The sequence below is a fragment of the Serratia sp. FDAARGOS_506 genome (assembly GCF_003812745.1).
Taxonomy (GTDB): domain Bacteria; phylum Pseudomonadota; class Gammaproteobacteria; order Enterobacterales; family Enterobacteriaceae; genus Serratia.
Window position 1 is genome coordinate 169,644 of sequence record NZ_CP033831.1, and the last position, 17,088, is coordinate 186,731.

A 17,088-nucleotide genomic window follows, 5' to 3' on the forward strand; every position below is an offset into this window, starting at 1 on the left:
AAGGCCGCCCGGGGAGGTTTGCGGCGCAGATTGCCGCTATTTTTGAAGAGACAGTCCCACTGTGAAGCACGCCCCAGGGCGCGTTTGAGTGGCTTTATTTGCTACAGGGAGCATATTTCATGGTGATGAAGCAATACCGAGTCATGATCGTTGACGATCATCCGTTGATGCGGCGCGGCATCAAACAACTGCTGGGACTGGATGCGCGATTTGGCGTAGTGGCAGAGGCCGGCAACGGCAGTGAGGCGGTTGCGCTGGCATTGCAGCACACGCCGGACGTGATCTTGTTGGATCTGAACATGAAGGGCATGTCCGGGCTGGATACGCTGCGGGCTCTGCGCGACGAAGGCGTGGACGCGCGCATCATCGTGCTGACGGTTTCCGACGCGCGCAGCGATCTGTATGCGCTGATCGACGCCGGCGCCGACGGCTATCTGCTGAAAGACAGCGAACCGGAGCAGCTGCTGGAACACATCAGTACCGCCGCAGAGGGGCAAAACGTGATCAGCGACGCCATGGCCGACTATTTGCTGGCGCGCGGCGAGCAACGCGATCCCTTCGCCGCCTTGACCGAACGCGAGCTGGACGTTTTGCAAGAGGTGGCGCGCGGCCTGTCCAACAAACAGGTGGCGGCGCAGTTGCATATCTCTGAAGAAACCGTGAAGGTGCACATCCGCAACATACTGCGCAAGCTGGACGTGCGTTCTCGCGTGGCGGCGACGGTGATGTACCTGGAGCACAAAAGCCAATAATCGCCCGCCCCGGCCGATGCGCCGGGGCTGCTTACTCGATGGCGCTGAGCAACGCCTGATGATGCTGGTGCACCCAGCTCTTGTTGAACGGCCCCCAGCTTTCCAACTGATAGAAACCGTCGTTGTTGCGCACGCCTTGCTGCACGAACTGCAGCTCTACGCCCATGCCGGGCAGCGCCTTCAGCACATCCTGCAACGTGCGGCGCGGCCAACCGGTCAGCGCCATCAATCGCGGCACGTTCGGCCGTTCACTGTGGCTGATCAGCCAGCACAAATAAAGCCGACGGGCAAATACCGGGTTAATTCCCATGCCAAGCTCCTGCTAAGGTGAGTCCAGTTTTTACTTTCCGGTTCCCTGCGGCAAAGAAATACGCAAGGCCTTTGATAGTAATAAAAATGTCTTAATAGCGTACAATTGCCGGCGCCAGTGCACCCACGCCGTTTTCCGCTACCGTTATTTACACTATCTCCTTTTTTTCTCCACGCTTTCCTCGACTATCCCGAGTAAAGTGCAATAGCGCCGGAATCCTTCCCTGCCGCTGAAATGCATAATTCTGATGCGTTTTAAAGATAGAACAAGTCATAACGAGGTTCGCGCTGCATGGCCAATTTTTTTATTGATCGCCCGATTTTCGCCTGGGTGCTGGCAATTATTCTTTGCCTGACCGGAGCGTTGGCGATTTTTTCTTTACCGGTAGAACAATACCCGAATTTGGCGCCGCCGAACGTGCGCATCAGCGCAACTTACCCAGGTGCTTCGGCGCAAACGCTGGAAAACACCGTCACACAGATCATTGAACAGAATATGACCGGCCTCGACAACATGATGTATATGTCGTCGCAGAGCACCAATACCGGCCAAGCGACCGTCACGCTGACGTTCGAAGCCGGCACCGATCCCAACGAGGCGATGCAGCAGGTGCAAAACCAGCTGCAAGCAGCGATTAAACGCCTGCCGCAGGCGGTGCAGAACCAGGGGGTTACGGTCTCGAAATCCGGCGACACCACGCTGATGATGGTGGCGTTCGTCTCCACCGACAACAGCATGGACAAGCAGGACATCGCCGATTACATCGTCTCCAACCTGCAGGACCCGCTCAGCCGCATCAACGGCGTCGGCAGCATGGACGTATACGGCTCGCAATACGCCATGCGCATCTGGCTCGATCCCAACAAGCTCAACAGCTACCAGCTCACGACCCAAGACGTGGTCAAGGCCATTCAGTCGCAGAACGCCCAAGTGGCGGTCGGCCAGCTGGGCGGCACCCCGTCGGTCGACAAGCAGGCGCTGAACGCCACCATCAACGCTCAATCGCAGCTCCAGACGCCGGAACAGTTCCGTCAGATCACCCTGCGGGTCAATCAGGACGGCTCGCTGGTGACGCTGGGCAACGTCGCCACCGTCGAACTGGGCGGCGAAAACTACAACTACCTCAGCCGTTACAACGGCATGCAGGCCGCGGGCATGAACATCAAGCTGGCCTCCGGCGCCAACGAACTGCAGACCGACCAGCTGGTGAAGGACAAGATCGCCGAGCTGTCGCAATACTTCCCGCATGGGCTGGAGGCCAAAGTGGCCTATGAAACCACCCCGTTCGTCAAAGCCTCGATCAAAGACGTGGTGAAAACGCTGCTGGAAGCCATCCTGCTGGTGTTCCTGGTGATGTACCTGTTTCTGCAGAACTTCCGCGCCACGTTGATCCCCACCATCGCCGTGCCGGTGGTGCTGATGGGCACCTTCGCCATCCTTTCCGCCTGCGGCTTCAGTATCAACACCCTCACCATGTTCGCCATGGTGCTGGCGATCGGTCTGCTGGTGGATGACGCCATCGTGGTGGTGGAAAATGTCGAACGCGTGATGAGTGAGGAAGGGCTGCCACCGCGTGAGGCCACGCGCAAATCCATGGGGCAGATCCAGAGCGCGCTGGTCGGCATCGCCCTGGTGCTGTCGGCGGTGTTCGTGCCGATGGCGTTCTTCGGCGGCACCACCGGTGCCATCTATCGCCAGTTCTCCATCACCATCGTCTCCGCCATGGTGCTGTCGGTGCTGGTGGCAATGATCCTGACCCCGGCCCTGTGCGCCACGCTGCTCAAACCGATCGCCAAAGGGCACCATCAAGGCAAACGCGGATTCTTCGGCTGGTTCAACCGCATGTTCAACCGCAACGCCGAACGCTATGAGCGCGGCGTGGGGCGCATCCTGCACGCCAGCGGCCGCTACATGGTGATTTATCTTCTGTTGCTCGGCGGAATGGCGCTGCTGTTCATCAAGCTGCCGACCTCGTTCCTGCCGCAGGAAGACCGCGGCATCTTCACCGTGCAGGTGCAGCTGCCGGCGGGCTCGACCCTGCAGCAAACCTCTAAAGTGGTGGAAAAGGTCGAGCAGTACTTCCTGACCGAAGAGAAACAGGATGTGGTGTCGGTGTTCGCCATCATCGGTTCCGGCCCGGGCGGCAACGGCCAAAACGTGGCGCGCCTGTTCGTCCGGCTGAAAGACTGGGATCTGCGCACCTCGGGCGCCAACAGTTCGTTCGACATCATCGATCGCGCTACTCAGGCGTTCAGCAAGATCAACGAAGCGCGGGTGATCGCCAGCAGCCCGCCGGCGATCACCGGCCTCGGCAACTCCTCCGGCTTCGATATGGAGTTGGAAGACCACGCCGGGCTCGGCCACGCCAAGCTGATGGCGGCGCGCGATCAACTGCTGCAGCTGGCCGGGCAAAATCCGCTGCTGTCGCGCGTGCGCCACAACGGCCTGGACGACAGCCCACAGCTGCAAATCGATATCGATCAGCGCAAGGCTCAGGCGCTGGGCGTGTCGATCGACGACATCAACAATACCCTCTCCACCGCCTGGGGCTCGACCTACGTCAACGACTTCGTCGACCGTGGTCGGGTGAAAAAAGTCTATGTGCAGGCCGCGGCGCCGTTCCGCATGCTGCCGGATGACATCAACAAATGGTATGTACGCAACAGCACGGGTGGCATGGTACCGTTCTCGGCTTTCGCCAGCTCACATTGGGAGTACGGTTCGCCACGGCTGGAACGCTATAACGGCAGCTCGGCGCTGGAGATCGTCGGCGAGGCGGCCAACGGCGTCAGCACCGGCACCGCCATGGCAGAAATGGAGAAACTGGTCAGCCAACTGCCGACCGGCTTTGGCCTGGAATGGACCGCGATGTCCTATCAGGAACGGCTGTCCGGCTCGCAGGCACCGGCGCTGTATGCCATCTCGCTGCTGGTGGTGTTCCTGTGCCTGGCGGCGCTGTATGAGAGCTGGTCGATTCCGTTCTCGGTGATGCTGGTGGTGCCGCTGGGGGTCATCGGCGCGGTCGCCGCCACCTGGATGCGCGGCCTGGAGAACGACGTCTATTTCCAGGTCGGCCTGTTGACCATCATTGGGCTGTCGGCGAAAAACGCCATTCTGATCGTCGAGTTCGCCAATGAGTTGAACCATAAGGGACAGGATCTGATGTCGGCAACGCTCGATGCGTCACGCATGCGTCTGCGGCCGATCCTGATGACCTCGTTGGCGTTTATCTTCGGCGTGCTGCCGATGGCCACCAGCAGCGGGGCCGGTTCCGGCAGCCAACATGCGGTCGGCACCGGGGTAATGGGCGGCATGATCTCCGCCACCCTGCTGGCTATTTTCTTCGTACCGCTGTTCTTCGTGCTGGTACGGCGCCGTTTCCCGGGCAAAGCGCATCCTGCAGGCAATACGACGGCCGCCGGGGAGTGATTGACAGGGCATAAAAAAGCAGCGTCGGGTGAACCGATGCTGCTTTATTTCGAACGATAATCTCGTTCCCAAGGTGTTTCAGTGACTTTCCAATGACTCAACCTTGCCATCTGCTTCAACGCTGTGTCAGTTGCCCAACATCTCATCAATGAAGTCTTTCCAGTTTCCTAATTCACGATCAACCATAATACTTTACAACCTCAATTATTTGACGAAGCGGATTCTACGCCTGTTTTTTGACCATGTGAAGGAGAATGGGAACGATGCCGGGCCAGGAAACCGGAGTTAGCGCACATTTTCGTATTTATCTGATCAATGTTCAGTACCGCTATTCCCTTGTGATATCAATTTCTCCACGGTAGCGTGTAAAAGGTATAAAAATGCGCCAATGGAGCGCCGACATCCGTGGCTATCAGCGCGCCATTCGGCACTATGCCGCCGATCTCAATCTTGTTGGTTAGAGGAAGACGATGGAAATTATCACCGATCTGAAACGCCGCGACATCGACTGGCAGCGGCTGTGTGAGTTGCTCGAGTCTGCCGGGCTGGGCAAACGCGATCCGCACACGTTGCAACACGTTTACCAACACAGTCAGTTTTGCTATTGGGGGTTTATCGGCGATGAGCTGATAGCGACCGCACATGCCATCAGCGATCTGACCTCGGTCGCCTACCTGGCCGATGTGGCGATCGATCCGCATTATCAGGGGCAGGGATTGGGGCGCAGGTTGATGGATCGGGTGATGCAAGATTTGGCGCCGCTTGGCAAGATTTTCATCTATTCCGTACCGGAAAAACTGGCCTTTTATAAAAAGTATGGCTTTCACGATTTAACCACCGGCATGGTGTATGCGGACGGTGCCTCACTGCTGCGCCTGCAACAGGGAGGCTACGTGCGTTAATCGCACATCACAAGGTTTTGCTCATAAAGACGCGGCTGGTTCCTGGCGGCAAGCAAGGCACCTCCCCCATACGCTGCCAGCCATGCCGCTGATAAAAGTCCGGCGCCTGAAAGCTGATGGTGTACAACACGGCGGAAAGGCAACCGCGTCTGCGCCCCTCTTGCTCAAAGCGGCGCAACAGCTCGCTGCCCAACCCCGCGCCGCGCAGCGCTTTCGGCAAATAAAAAAGATCGAGAAACAGCAGCCCTAGTGATGAGCGCCCGGTAATTCCCCCCAGAACTTCCCCGCTGTCGGGATCTTTTACCACCACCGCCAGCGTCTGACGATCGCCATAGCCGATATGTTCATCATTAAAACGGTCCAACCCTTCCGCGATACAGGACGTTATTTCCGGTGTTACCCGATCGGAAATTTCGATATGACATTCTTTCACGCTAGCTCTCCGTATCAATCACCCAAATTTATGCGCTGTTTGTAGCTCAAAACATCGCATTTTCTTTGTTTATATTTATCTTTACATCAATTTTCACGCTATTTTCCACACCGCTTCATAACCGGTTCTATCATCGATTGAAATAAAGCCGCCAAACGTAATAAAACTAAGAAATATCTTAATAATTAATCCATTAGCCCCAAAAAATGCCAACAAACGATCGACAAAAACGATCGAACTGAAAAATTTAATAGCTACAAACTATGTTAATTCCTTTTAATAACCACGGTATTAATAGAGGATTTCTATTTTATCGATCTCACATTGCTTAGGCCGTCGGTTAAAAAAAATTTTACTCGTTATAAATCATGCTAGTATATGTCTCCCCCGCGAAACTCGCGCCCAGCTACCGCTCATTGGCTTGCGGCGCAAGATAAGTTCAACATGAAATTATTTATATTATTTCTTTTTTTATGTTTTAAGATATCAATCCTCACCGGGAAATAGAAAGCAAAGGACTATAATAAAATGGAAATTGATATTTTCAGCGAGTGTGCCTATACCACTGTCGGCATCCGACAACTTATTAAGCAAACCTGGGCGGAAAAACGCGCACCGGCCGGTTTTAGCCGCAAAAGAGTCTGCTTTATCGATGTCACCATCGCCAATTTTGAAGCGCGTTATCGCGTTGAATATGCTAACCCCAATACCTACAAAATAGTCATTATCACCGACTGCCCGCATGAAATGGTGATTGTCGACAGCAAGACCATTATATTATCAAACCTTATATCATTGAGCCGTTTCAGCCGCCTTATCGACGATCTCTATAAGCGTTACAATCATTATACCGAGCCACCGCAACTCTCCCAGCGCGAGTCGCTTTTCCTCTCGGAATGGTCGACGGGGAAATCGCTGACCGACATCAGTAGTGCCATGAATATCAGAAATAAAACCGCCAATCATTACAAGTCACGAATCATGAAAAAACTCGGCGCCAGCCGGATAAAGCCGCTATTGCACATTACCCGCGTGCGCTGTTTAACCGATCGTTTAAACATAAGAATAAATAAAGAGTAACGCCCTCTTCTTCAGATTCGCCTTTGCGGCTGAACGCATTCGCCGGCCTCTCTTCGAGAGCACCGCCGGCGAAGGCCGCCGCTCCGCCACGTTGCCTCCCCCCTCTCTCTGGCACCCAATCGCACCTCGCCCACATCGTTGTCTGGATCTCGCCGCCGCTTTACTGGCATTATCTCTGCTATCGCCGGGCGGCGAGAGGCCAAAGATCGCGCCCGCCGCTCAGTATCGACTCGACGAGACAGGTAGCTTTACGCCATGGCAAACAAACCGCAACAGACAACGCTGACGATGTACGGCATCAAAAACTGCGACACCATCAAAAAAGCCCGCCGCTGGCTGGAAGATCAGGGCGTGGCCTATCATTTTCACGACTACCGCGCCGACGGCCTGACCGAACAGCAGCTGCGCGGTTTCATCGCGCAACTGGGTTGGGAACCGCTGCTCAATACTCGCGGCACCACCTGGCGTAAACTGGATGAAGCGCAACGCAACGCCTGCGATAACGCTGACGCCGCCATCGCGCTGATGCTGGCGCAGCCGGCGATCATCAAACGCCCGCTGCTGGACGACGGCAACGGCCACGCCCTGCTCGGTTTCAACGCCGACGCTTACCAGCAATTTATCGCCGAGGTCGCCGTATGACTTGCCCGGTTATCGAACTGGCCCAGCAGCTGATTAAACGCCCTTCCCTCAGCCCGAGTGACGAGGGCTGTCAGCAGCTGATGATCGATCGCCTGCAGGCGATCGGTTTCACCGTCGAAGCGATGGACTTCGAAGATACCCAGAACTTTTGGGCCTGGCGCGGCGAAGGGCAAACCCTGGCGTTTGCCGGGCATACCGACGTAGTACCAACCGGAGATGAAAAACGCTGGGACAACCCGCCGTTTGAACCGACGATCCGCGACGGCATGCTGTATGGCCGTGGCGCGGCAGACATGAAAGGCTCGTTGGCCGCAATGGTGGTGGCCGCAGAACGCTTTGTCGCCGCCAACCCGAATCACCAGGGCCGCCTGGCTTTTTTGATCACCTCAGATGAAGAGGCCAGCGCCACCCACGGCACGGTTAAAGTGGTCGAAACGCTGATGGCGCGCAATGAGCGCCTGGATTACTGCCTGGTCGGCGAGCCGTCCAGCACCGAGCGCGTCGGCGACGTGGTGAAAAACGGCCGACGCGGCTCCATCACCGCCAACCTGCACATTCACGGCGTGCAGGGGCACGTCGCCTATCCGCACCTGGCGGACAACCCGGTGCACCGCGCCATGCCGGCGCTGAATGAACTGGTGGCGATCGAATGGGATCGCGGCAACGAGTTTTTCCCGCCGACCAGTATGCAGATCGCCAACGTGCAGGCCGGTACCGGTAGCAACAACGTGATCCCGGGCGATCTTTACGTGCAGTTCAACTTCCGCTTCAGCACCGAACTGACCGACTCGATGATCAAGCAGCGCGTGGAAGAGCTGCTGGAACGCCACCAGTTGAATTACAGCATCGAGTGGCGGTTGTCCGGTCAACCGTTCCTCACCTCGCGCGGCGCGCTGGTGGATGCGGTGGTCAACGCCGTCGAGCACTATTCTGAATTGACGCCGCAGCTGCTGACCACCGGCGGTACCTCCGACGGCCGCTTCATCGCGCAGATGGGCGCGCAGGTGGTGGAACTGGGGCCGGTCAACGCCACCATCCACAAGGTCAACGAATGTGTCAACGCCGCGGATCTGCAGCTGCTGAGCCGCATGTATCAACGCATCATGGAGCAATTGGTCGCATGATCAACGCAGAAATGCTCACCGGCCGCTCAACTGAACACCTGGCGCCGCTGAGCGGGAACCACCGGCTGCAACCGCAGGCGGCCAACGCCTTCCTGGCGATGCAGCAGGCGGCGCGTGAGGCGGGATTCGATCTCCAGCCCGCCAGTACCTTCCGCGATTTCGACCGGCAGTTGGCTATCTGGAATGGCAAATTCTGCGGCCAGCGGCCAGTATTAGATAAGGACAGCCGCCCGATCGACGTCGCGCCGCTGTCCGCCGCCGAGCGCTGCGAGGCGATCCTGCGCTGGTCGGCCCTGCCGGGCGCCAGCCGCCATCACTGGGGCAGCGATTTAGACGTGTACGACCCGTCGCTGCTGCCGGAAGGGCAAAAGCTGCAGCTGGAGCCGTGGGAATACGAAGAAGGCGGTTACTTTGCGCCGCTCAATCAGTGGCTGACGGCGCATATGGCCGAGTTCGGTTTCTATCGCCCCTTTACCGAAGACAGCGGTGGCGTGGCGGTAGAGCCGTGGCATCTGAGCTACCGGCCGCTGGCGCAAGAGGCCGAACATTTGCTGACCCCGGCGCTGCTGCTGGCGGCCTGGCAAGATAAGGAGGTCGCCGGTGCCGAATGGCTCGAACGCCATCTGCCATCGATTTTTTCGCGTTTTATACGCAGTGAAGGAAAGGAGTAGCTATGCAATGGTTAGCTGATTACTGGTGGATTATCCTGCTGGTTCTGGTGGGAATGGTCGTCAGCGGCATCAAGGAACTGCGCCGCGTCGACGTTAAAAGCTATCTGGCCAACAAGCCGGAGATACCGCCGCACCGCGACAACAACGCCCAGTGGGATGACGAAGACGACTGGCCGAAAAAGAAATGACATCAGGGCGCTCATCGGCGCCCTGAATTTTCAACGGAAGGCGATCAGCTCGCCGCGCTTGCCGGACAATGCCTCGTCCCAGTAGCGCTGCGGCACATAATAATGCAGCCTTTCCAACGCAGCGTTCATCATGCCCTGGTTGATCGCATGCCCGACGTTTTCCTCCACATCCAGCGTGAAATCGGCGCCGCCGGCCCGTAGCGCTTCTGCCGCCGCGTGCGCGTGTTGCACCGCGATCACCGCGTCCTCTTCCCCGTGGATCAAATGCACCACGCTGTCGCCGAAAGCCTGCTCAGGCAGTTGGGCGAAACGCCCGCTGAACGCGACCACGCGACCGGCCAGCCGGGATTCTGCTTTTAGCGCCTCAAGCGCCATGATCGCCCCCTGCGAGAACCCCACCAGCGCCGTGCCGGCATAGCCCACGCCGCTCAGCTGCTGCCAATGGCGCACCACGGCCACAAACTGCGGCATCACGTCTGCGATGCGGGCCGCGCGGTTCTCTTCGGTCACGTCCTGCACCGAAAACCACTGGCGCCCACCGCCGTTGCCGAACGCTGCGGGGCCACCGATGCTCACCACCTGCGCCTGAGGAAAGTCCTTGGCAAAGTAGCTGCCGATCTCCCCCATCGCTACCGGGTTATCGCCGACACCGTGAAACAGCAAGATCAGCTGCGCCGCCGGGGATGCCGGGCTTTGGACAACGAAATGCTCATGTTTCATCGATGACTCCTTAATAGTAACCCAACCTGGTACGGCGACAGTCGCCGCCTCACCGCTGACAGTGACTATACGCCGTTGAGAAATTGGGAAAATCGGGTTTTATTGAGCGAGTTATTCAATTTATTGCAATGACTGCTTATTGCAATGACTGCGCCCAGTCACGCCAGTAGCGGCAGTGCTGCGCATTCAGCTGTTCCAACGCCTGCGCCGTTTCGTGCCGCCACTGGCGCAGCAAGGCTCTCTGGCCGCTGACGCCCGCCTGCTCCACGCAGGCCGCAGGGGATTGCCGCCGCTGCAAATGACCACGCAGCGCGGGCAGCGGCAGATTGCTGGCCAGCAGCAAACGTTGCAATGCCCCCAGGCTGGCCTCAAGCGGCCGATGGGCGAAAGCGAACCCGGCCAGCTCGCGCCAATCCTCTTCACTCAGCGATGTGTCGCCGTCGTCGCCCGGGATCGCCAGCGCGAGCTCAATACGCTGCCGCAGCCAGGGCCAATCGCGCGCCAGATGCTTGTGTGCCGCGTGTCGCAGCGCCTCACCTTGTTCGCTCAAAGGCAAGATAGCCATCGCGGTATAACAGCCGCTGCTGGCCTCCGGCTTGCTGCCGATGCGCACCAGCTCGAAACCGCAGGATTGCCAAAAGCGCCACAGCGGCTCGGTATAGCCGAAACTGACCGACAGAAAATCCAGCCCCTGCGCCTGGCGGCGTTGCCGCTCGACCAGCTGACGTGCAATACCCTGCCGCCGCAACGCCGGCAGCGTCGCGATGCGGGTAATACGCCGTGACCGCAGCGTCGGCGCCCACCACTGGCCGCCATGCGCCGCCAACGACTGCGCCACCAGGTTGCCGCGCGGCCGGCGGCGGCCGGCCCACACATCGTGCGCCAACTCGGCGCTCAAACCGCCTTCGTCCACCAACCACACGGCGCCGACCACCTCCTGCCCGGCCTGCGCCAGCCCGAAGTGCATGCCGGGCGCATCCATCAGCCTGCGCAAATCCAGCGGCGAGGTGCGGTAATGCGCGCTGCTCAGCAGAGCATAGAAACGCGCCAGCCGCTGCGGTTCGGCGCACAGTTCACGCTGCTCCGCCTGGCTGTAATCGATCGCCTGGCCATCCGCCGGCCAGGCGGGCAGCTCGTTGAACAACAACGCATTGTCCGTTATCCGTTCCAACGCATCGCCCTGCGCCCAGCGCATTGGCTGTTGCAGACTCAATGCCTGATAGGACGGCAGCCCGGCGCAAAACTTCAGCAGAAAACCGCGGCCGGTGCCCTCATACCCCTGCACCGTGGTGGTCAGCAGCACACGTGGGAAGTAGCCGATCAGCTGCTGCAACAGCGGCGCGGGGATCGCCGCCGCTTCATCCACCAGCAGCCAACCCACGTTGCTGACGTCACCCTCCCGGCACTGCGCAAGCAAGGCATCGGGCGCCCAAAACTGCGCGCGCCCCCGCGCCCATTCCCCGGCCACCTCGGTGGCGGCGCGGCTCGGCCCGGTTATCCAACAGCTCAGCGGCGACTGCGCCACCAGCATACCGGCCAGCGTCGATTTGCCGCGGCCGCGGGCGGCGGTCAGTACCCACACGCCGGATTCGGCCTGCAGCAGCGCCGTCAGGATCGCCTGCTGTTCATCGGTCGGCCGGCCATCCGGCGGTTGCCAATCCTCACGCGCCGGCAGCGCGGCCAGCGTCAGGGGCTCATCCTGCCGCCAAATCGTCACTTCACGGTCGTCGGCCAGATGCCGCTGCAGATGGTGGATGAAATGCGGGGTGGTAATTGGCTGCGGGCAATCGCTCCAGCGCAGGCTGTCGCCGTCCGGCTGCTGAGGCCATTGCCGCCAGGGCGGCGTCAGCAACAGCAGCCAGCTACCGGCACGCAATGCGCCGCACAGCGCCGCCAATGCCTCCACGTCCAGCGACTGACCGGCGTCGAACACCGCGTGCAGCCGCTCCTGCCCCAGCAATTGGCGCACCGCGCCACTCGCCAACGCCGTCTGGCCGGGCGGCGGATTTTCCCCCACCCACGGCCAGTCGCCGGGCAACGTCGCCGCCAGCCGCTGCGCCTGTTCGCGGCACCAGTCGGGCTCACCGCTGAGCACCAGCAGGCGCCGGATGCCCTGACGCCGCATGAGTTGTTGCGCTGCCTGTAACATAAGGCTGTATCTCAATCCGAAAAAAATGCCGGAGTCAGGCTCCGGCACTTGAGGCGTTAACGGGATGCGAAGGTGTTGCAGGTATTAGGATCGCCGCTGTCGAAGCCCTGTTTAAACCAGGTGTAGCGCTGTTGCGAGGTACCGTGGGTGAAGCTGTCCGGCACGACGCGGCCCTGGCTCTGCTGCTGCAACCGATCGTCGCCAATCGCCTGAGCGGCGTTCAGCGCCGCCTGCAGGTCACCCTCTTCCAGCATCTGCTGCTTCTCGGCGTATTTGCCCCACACGCCGGCGAAGCAGTCCGCCTGCAGCTCCATTTTCACCGACAGACGGTTCACTTCCGCCTGGCTGGCGCCCTGCTGCATCTGGCGAACCTTGGGCTCGATGCCCAGCAGGTTCTGCACGTGGTGGCCAACTTCGTGCGCCACCACATAGGCCTGGGCGAAATCACCGCCGGCGCCCAGCTTGGTTTTCATGTCCTGATAGAAAGACAGATCGATATACACCGTTCTGTCACCCGGGCAGTAGAACGGCCCCATCGCCGCCTGGCCGGTGCCGCAGCTGGTCCGCGTGACGCCACGGTACATCACCAGCTTCGGCGGTTGATAGGTTTTGCCCATGCGCTGGAAAATCTCTTTCCAGTTATCCTCGGTTGAGGCCAGTACCACCGAAGTGAATTTGGCCAGCTCATCGTCTTTCGGACTGATGTTGGCGCTCTGCTGTTGACCCTGCGGTGCGACGTTACCGCCGTTCAATAGCGGCGACAGATCGATGCCGTAATAGCCGGCCACCAGCACCACCACCAAAATGACGATGCCGCCCTTGCCGCCCACCGGCACGCGGAAACCGCCACCACCGCCGCCCAAACCTGAAGACTGCCCGCGACGATCCTCAACATTGTCACTTTCCCGACGCCCTTGCCAACGCATAAATATACTCCAGATATTTCCCCTGCTCGTTGAAGTTGCGCCGCGATCGTAAGCGCATAGGCAGCTTCAAGCCTGAGTGGGATAGGTTTTAGTCATCTCGCATCCATCATTATAAATGGTCTGCCGCGGAGGAAATGTAGAAATTTTCTGGAAAAATGCAGAATAGCGGGACGATCCGGCCGGATCGCCCCGAATGGCGGTGCCAACGCTTAGTCGAGCTTCACGCCGATGCGGCGCGCCACTTCTTCATAGGCTTCGATCAGGCCGCCCAGGCTTTGACGGAAACGGTCTTTATCCATCTTGTCCAGGGTGTTTTTGTCCCACAGGCGGCTGCCGTCTGGCGAGAACTCATCACCCAGCACCACTTCGCCGTTGAACAGGCCGAACTCCAGCTTGAAGTCGACCAGGATCAGACCGGCGTCGTCGAACAGCTTGGTCAACACGTCATTGGCGCGGTAGCTCAGCTCGCGCATGCGCGCCAGATGTTCTTTGCTCACCCAGCCGAAGGTTTCGCAGTAGGATTCGTTAACCATCGGATCGTGCATGGCGTCGTTTTTCAGGAACAGATCGAACAGCGGCGGGTTCAGCACCAGGCCTTCTTCGATGCCCAGACGCTTCACCAGCGAACCGGCAGCGCGGTTACGGATCACGCACTCCACCGGCACCATGTCCAGCTTCTTCACCAGCACTTCATTGTCGGACAGCAGACGCTCCATCTGGGTCGGGATGCCGGCTTCTTCCAGTTTGCTCATGATGAAATGGTTGAACTTGTTGTTCACCATGCCTTTGCGATCGAACTGCTCAATGCGCTGACCATCCAGTGCTGACGTATCGTTGCGGAACTCCAACACCAACAGATCGGGATTCTCGGTGGTGTAAACGGTTTTTGCCTTTCCGCGATACAGCTCAGCTAGCTTTTGCATCTTACTTACTCCAGTAATGTATCCCCGTTGTCTCCCGAGCGCGGCCCGAAATTAGGGGGTATAGAATTGACCTAATGAATTCTTTGGCGTGCCGGACACTATTGTGCCAAACCTGCGACGCAAACGATACCGTATAGACAAAACAAAAAGGGGCCGAAGCCCCTTTTTGGTTATTTAACGCTGGTTTTACTGAAGGCAGACTGGAATGCCGCCACCAGTGCGTCGTTTTTCGACTGGGTCAGCGGTTTGCCTTTCGGATCGATAAATTGCAGGCTGGTGCGGTTGTTGAGATCGCCGACCTGCAGTTTGTAATCGCCTTCCGCCAGTTCAGGATCCTTGACGCCCAACGCATCCCAATCGCTGCTGCTCAGGGACTTGTAGGTCACGGCGACGGTGCCCTGCGGACGGCTGCGGTCACCCACTTTCATCCCCAGTTTTTCGAGCGCCGCCGGCAGGCGATCCCACACCACGGTATACGGGCCGCGCACCACCAGCATCGGCAGGCCGGTGTCATCGGCGCCACTCTGCACGTCCAGCGCGCCGAAGCGGCTGGCCGTCTGGCTGCTCGCCAGGTTGTCCTGCTTGTCCAGGCCTTCGATCAGGGTGTTGATCATCATGCCGTTGTAGCGCTGAATCTCAGACTGGTCAGTCACCTGCTCGGTCTTGCCCTGCTGCTGCAGACCAACGCTTTTCACCACCAGCGCCTGCTGGTAGCCCTGCTGCTGCACGCTGATCTGATAGCGGCCTTCGTACTGGTTGTCTTCGTCCAGACGGTTCCACTTCACCCAGTCGGTGGTCAGGGTCTGACCGGCGTCCTGGCGGGAAGCAATCGCGATGTTCTTCGCCTGCAGCAGGCTGACCACGCGCGACCACAGATTCTGGTTCTGCGGGCTGTTTTCCAGCAACAGCGTGCCGCTGTCGCCGGCGTACTGCGCGCGTGAACCGCTCAGCAGCGCCAACGGCTGCACCGGCGGACGAATGTCCAGTTGCTTGCCGACGTTGCCTTGCAGCGTCGTGGCGGGAACGTCATAGTTGCCGCTCTGGACCGGCAGGATCATGCCGGACGGCGCGTTCAGCGCCTTGAGCGGAGCCGCGTCGAGGTAAGCCTCATCGCCGCTGACCTGACGCTTGTAGCGCTGATCGCTGCTGCAGGCTGCCAGCATCATCACCAATGAGATGCCCACTACTTTTGCTACCGTCGACTTTTGCAATGAATAAGCCATCAAATTTCCCTTAGAGTTACAGCAAACCGACGCTTTTCAGCGCGCGCTCCACCACCGGGCGGGCGGCTTCGCTCAACGGCGTCATCGGCAGACGCAGCGTATCGGTTGCCATCAATCCCAACGCCTTACAGGCCCACTTCACCGGAATTGGGTTTGCTTCTACAAATAGATCCTGATGCAACGGCATCAAGCGCTGATTTAAGCGGCGCGCTTCGGCAAACTTGCCCTGCGCCGCCAGCGCGCAAAGTTCCGCCATCTCGCGCGCGGCCACGTTGGCCGTCACGGAAATCACCCCTTTGCCGCCCAGTTGCATGAAGTCCAGCCCGCTGGCGTCGTCGCCGCTCAGCAAAATGAAGTCTTCATCGTCAACCAGCACTTGGATCTGACTAACGCGACTTAAGTTCCCCGTCGCTTCTTTTACAGCAACAATATTCTTGATTTTCGCCAGCCGAGCGATGGTCGGCGGCAGCATGTCGCAGCCGGTGCGCGAAGGCACGTTATACAGGATCTGCGGCAGCTCGGTGCTCTCGGCGATCGCCTTGAAGTGCTGGTACAGCCCTTCCTGCGTCGGCTTATTGTAGTACGGCGTCACCGTCAGGCAGCCCACGACGCCGGTATTGGCGAAGCGGGTGGTGAGCGCGATGGCTTCGGCGGTGGCGTTGGCGCCGGTGCCGGCGATCACCGGGATGCGGCCGTCGGCCAGCTCCAGCGTCTGCAGCACCACGTCAACGTGCTCGTCATGGGCAAGCGTTGCGGACTCGCCGGTGGTCCCTACGGAAACGATCGCCGCGGTGCCACTGGCTACATGATAATCGATCAATTTTTTTAGGCTCGCGCGATCGACAGCACCTTTGTCGTCCATCGGCGTAACCAGTGCAACAATACTTCCCGTAAACATTGGCCGTCCCCTCCACACACAGGTCACTCATGGTACTTTTGCTGCCTATCCAAAAGCAAGCGCACAACCGCGTTGTAAGCGCTTGGCAGGCGGTTTTTTTTATGTTTACCATGGTAACCCCATTAAGCACGACAGGAAGCGCTATTTTGCCTCAGTCAGACGAACACTATCTCGTGATTACCGCGCTCGGCGCCGACCGCCCCGGAATCGTCAATACCATCACCCGCCACGTCAGTAGTTGCGGATGCAATATCGAAGATAGCCGTCTGGCCATGCTGGGGGAGGAATTCACGTTCATCATGCTGCTGTCCGGCAGCTGGAACGCCATTACCCTGATCGAATCCACCCTGCCGCAAAAAGGCGCGGAGCTGGATCTGCTGATCGTGATGAAGCGCACAAACTCGCATGAAAGGCCGCCGATGCCGGCCACGGTGTGGGTGCAGGTGGAAGTGAAGGACTCGCCGCACATCATCGAACGCTTTACCGATCTGTTCGACTCCAGCCAGATGAATATCGCCGAACTGGTTTCGCGCACGCAGCCGGCGGACGGCGACCTGCCGCCACAGCTGTATATCCAAATCACCGCCCACAGCTCCGGCGATCGGGACGCCTCAAATATTGAGCAAGCCTTCCATCGCCTATGTACAGAATTGAACGCGCAAGGCAGTATTAGCGTGGTGAACTATCCACAGCATGACGAGAAAGATGGAGAGTAGTG

At 59.0% G+C, this 17,088-nt stretch carries 18 protein-coding genes; 9 read left to right on the forward strand and 9 right to left on the reverse strand.

Going from position 1 to position 17,088, the window contains the following annotated elements:
* The first annotated feature begins 119 nt into the window (after positions 1–119).
* The gene (locus tag EGY12_RS01140) at positions 120–752 is read left to right on the forward strand and encodes a response regulator (protein ID WP_123892312.1); all 633 of its coding nucleotides are present in this window, start codon (positions 120–122) and stop codon (positions 750–752) included.
* 31 nt (positions 753–783) lie between these two features.
* On the opposite strand, the gene EGY12_RS01145 is transcribed toward EGY12_RS01140, so the two are convergent.
* Positions 784–1,062 (reverse strand): helix-turn-helix domain-containing protein, encoded by a 279-nt coding sequence (locus EGY12_RS01145; RefSeq protein ID WP_004941750.1) that lies wholly within the window; start codon positions 1,060–1,062, stop codon positions 784–786.
* 291 nt (positions 1,063–1,353) lie between these two features.
* Here EGY12_RS01145 and acrD point away from each other — a divergent pair, with 291 nt between their 5' ends.
* Positions 1,354–4,491, forward strand: a complete 3,138-nt coding sequence (gene acrD, locus EGY12_RS01150; RefSeq protein WP_123892313.1) for a multidrug efflux RND transporter permease AcrD — start codon at positions 1,354–1,356, stop codon at positions 4,489–4,491.
* A 126-nt stretch (positions 4,492–4,617) separates the two neighbouring features.
* Here acrD and ypfM read toward each other — a convergent pair whose 3' ends face one another.
* A complete protein-coding gene (gene ypfM / locus EGY12_RS23550) occupies positions 4,618–4,677 on the reverse strand; it encodes a protein YpfM (protein WP_100396732.1) in 60 nt (19 codons plus the stop codon).
* Between the two features lie 284 nt (positions 4,678–4,961).
* Between ypfM and EGY12_RS01160 the strand changes: the two genes are divergently transcribed.
* Positions 4,962–5,393 carry a GNAT family N-acetyltransferase gene (locus EGY12_RS01160; RefSeq protein ID WP_123892314.1) on the forward strand — a complete coding sequence of 144 codons (432 nt, stop codon included), beginning with the start codon at positions 4,962–4,964 and terminating at the stop codon, positions 5,391–5,393.
* Between the two features lie 7 nt (positions 5,394–5,400).
* Here EGY12_RS01160 and EGY12_RS01165 read toward each other — a convergent pair whose 3' ends face one another.
* Positions 5,401–5,826 carry a GNAT family N-acetyltransferase gene (locus EGY12_RS01165; protein WP_123892315.1) on the reverse strand — a complete coding sequence of 142 codons (426 nt, stop codon included), beginning with the start codon at positions 5,824–5,826 and terminating at the stop codon, positions 5,401–5,403.
* Positions 5,827–6,354: 528 nt separating this feature from the next.
* Here EGY12_RS01165 and EGY12_RS01170 point away from each other — a divergent pair.
* The 5 genes from EGY12_RS01170 to EGY12_RS01190 all read left to right on the forward strand — a co-directional run bounded on the left by EGY12_RS01170 (position 6,355) and on the right by EGY12_RS01190 (position 9,531).
* Positions 6,355–6,906, forward strand: a complete 552-nt coding sequence (locus tag EGY12_RS01170; RefSeq protein WP_123892316.1) for a LuxR C-terminal-related transcriptional regulator — start codon at positions 6,355–6,357, stop codon at positions 6,904–6,906.
* A 255-nt stretch (positions 6,907–7,161) separates the two neighbouring features.
* On the forward strand, positions 7,162–7,548 hold the full coding sequence (locus EGY12_RS01175) for an ArsC family reductase (RefSeq protein ID WP_038873652.1): 387 nt from the start codon (positions 7,162–7,164) through the stop codon (positions 7,546–7,548).
* Positions 7,545–8,672, forward strand: a complete 1,128-nt coding sequence (gene dapE / locus EGY12_RS01180; RefSeq protein WP_123892317.1) for a succinyl-diaminopimelate desuccinylase — start codon at positions 7,545–7,547, stop codon at positions 8,670–8,672. Before EGY12_RS01175 ends, dapE begins: the two co-directional genes overlap by 4 nt.
* Complete coding sequence (locus EGY12_RS01185; protein ID WP_123892318.1) at positions 8,669–9,343, forward strand: M15 family metallopeptidase; 675 nt, start codon at positions 8,669–8,671, stop codon at positions 9,341–9,343. Before dapE ends, EGY12_RS01185 begins: the two co-directional genes overlap by 4 nt.
* Positions 9,344–9,345: 2 nt before the next feature.
* Complete coding sequence (locus EGY12_RS01190; protein ID WP_004941720.1) at positions 9,346–9,531, forward strand: YpfN family protein; 186 nt, start codon at positions 9,346–9,348, stop codon at positions 9,529–9,531.
* A 30-nt stretch (positions 9,532–9,561) separates the two neighbouring features.
* Here EGY12_RS01190 and ypfH read toward each other — a convergent pair whose 3' ends face one another.
* The 6 genes from ypfH to dapA all read right to left on the reverse strand — a co-directional run bounded on the left by ypfH (position 9,562) and on the right by dapA (position 16,370).
* Positions 9,562–10,251: an esterase gene (gene ypfH, locus EGY12_RS01195; RefSeq protein ID WP_123892319.1), complete on the reverse strand. Its 690-nt coding sequence runs from the start codon at positions 10,249–10,251 to the stop codon at positions 9,562–9,564.
* Between the two features lie 136 nt (positions 10,252–10,387).
* Positions 10,388–12,400, reverse strand: a complete 2,013-nt coding sequence (locus EGY12_RS01200; protein ID WP_123892320.1) for a tRNA(Met) cytidine acetyltransferase TmcA — start codon at positions 12,398–12,400, stop codon at positions 10,388–10,390.
* Positions 12,401–12,456: 56 nt separating this feature from the next.
* A complete protein-coding gene (locus EGY12_RS01205; RefSeq protein ID WP_033632407.1) occupies positions 12,457–13,326 on the reverse strand; it encodes a neutral zinc metallopeptidase in 870 nt (289 codons plus the stop codon).
* Positions 13,327–13,535: 209 nt separating this feature from the next.
* Positions 13,536–14,249 carry a phosphoribosylaminoimidazolesuccinocarboxamide synthase gene (purC, locus tag EGY12_RS01210; protein ID WP_049200504.1) on the reverse strand — a complete coding sequence of 238 codons (714 nt, stop codon included), beginning with the start codon at positions 14,247–14,249 and terminating at the stop codon, positions 13,536–13,538.
* Between the two features lie 170 nt (positions 14,250–14,419).
* Positions 14,420–15,472, reverse strand: coding sequence for an outer membrane protein assembly factor BamC (bamC, locus tag EGY12_RS01215; protein WP_019453890.1), 1,053 nt, complete (start codon positions 15,470–15,472; stop codon positions 14,420–14,422).
* Between the two features lie 16 nt (positions 15,473–15,488).
* Positions 15,489–16,370: a 4-hydroxy-tetrahydrodipicolinate synthase gene (dapA, locus tag EGY12_RS01220; RefSeq protein WP_004941701.1), complete on the reverse strand. Its 882-nt coding sequence runs from the start codon at positions 16,368–16,370 to the stop codon at positions 15,489–15,491.
* A gap of 110 nt (positions 16,371–16,480) precedes the next feature.
* On the opposite strand from dapA, the gene EGY12_RS01225 reads away from it, so the two are divergent.
* Positions 16,481–17,086 (forward strand): glycine cleavage system transcriptional repressor, encoded by a 606-nt coding sequence (locus tag EGY12_RS01225; RefSeq protein ID WP_369783268.1) that lies wholly within the window; start codon positions 16,481–16,483, stop codon positions 17,084–17,086.
* The last annotated feature ends 2 nt before the right edge of the window (positions 17,087–17,088 follow it).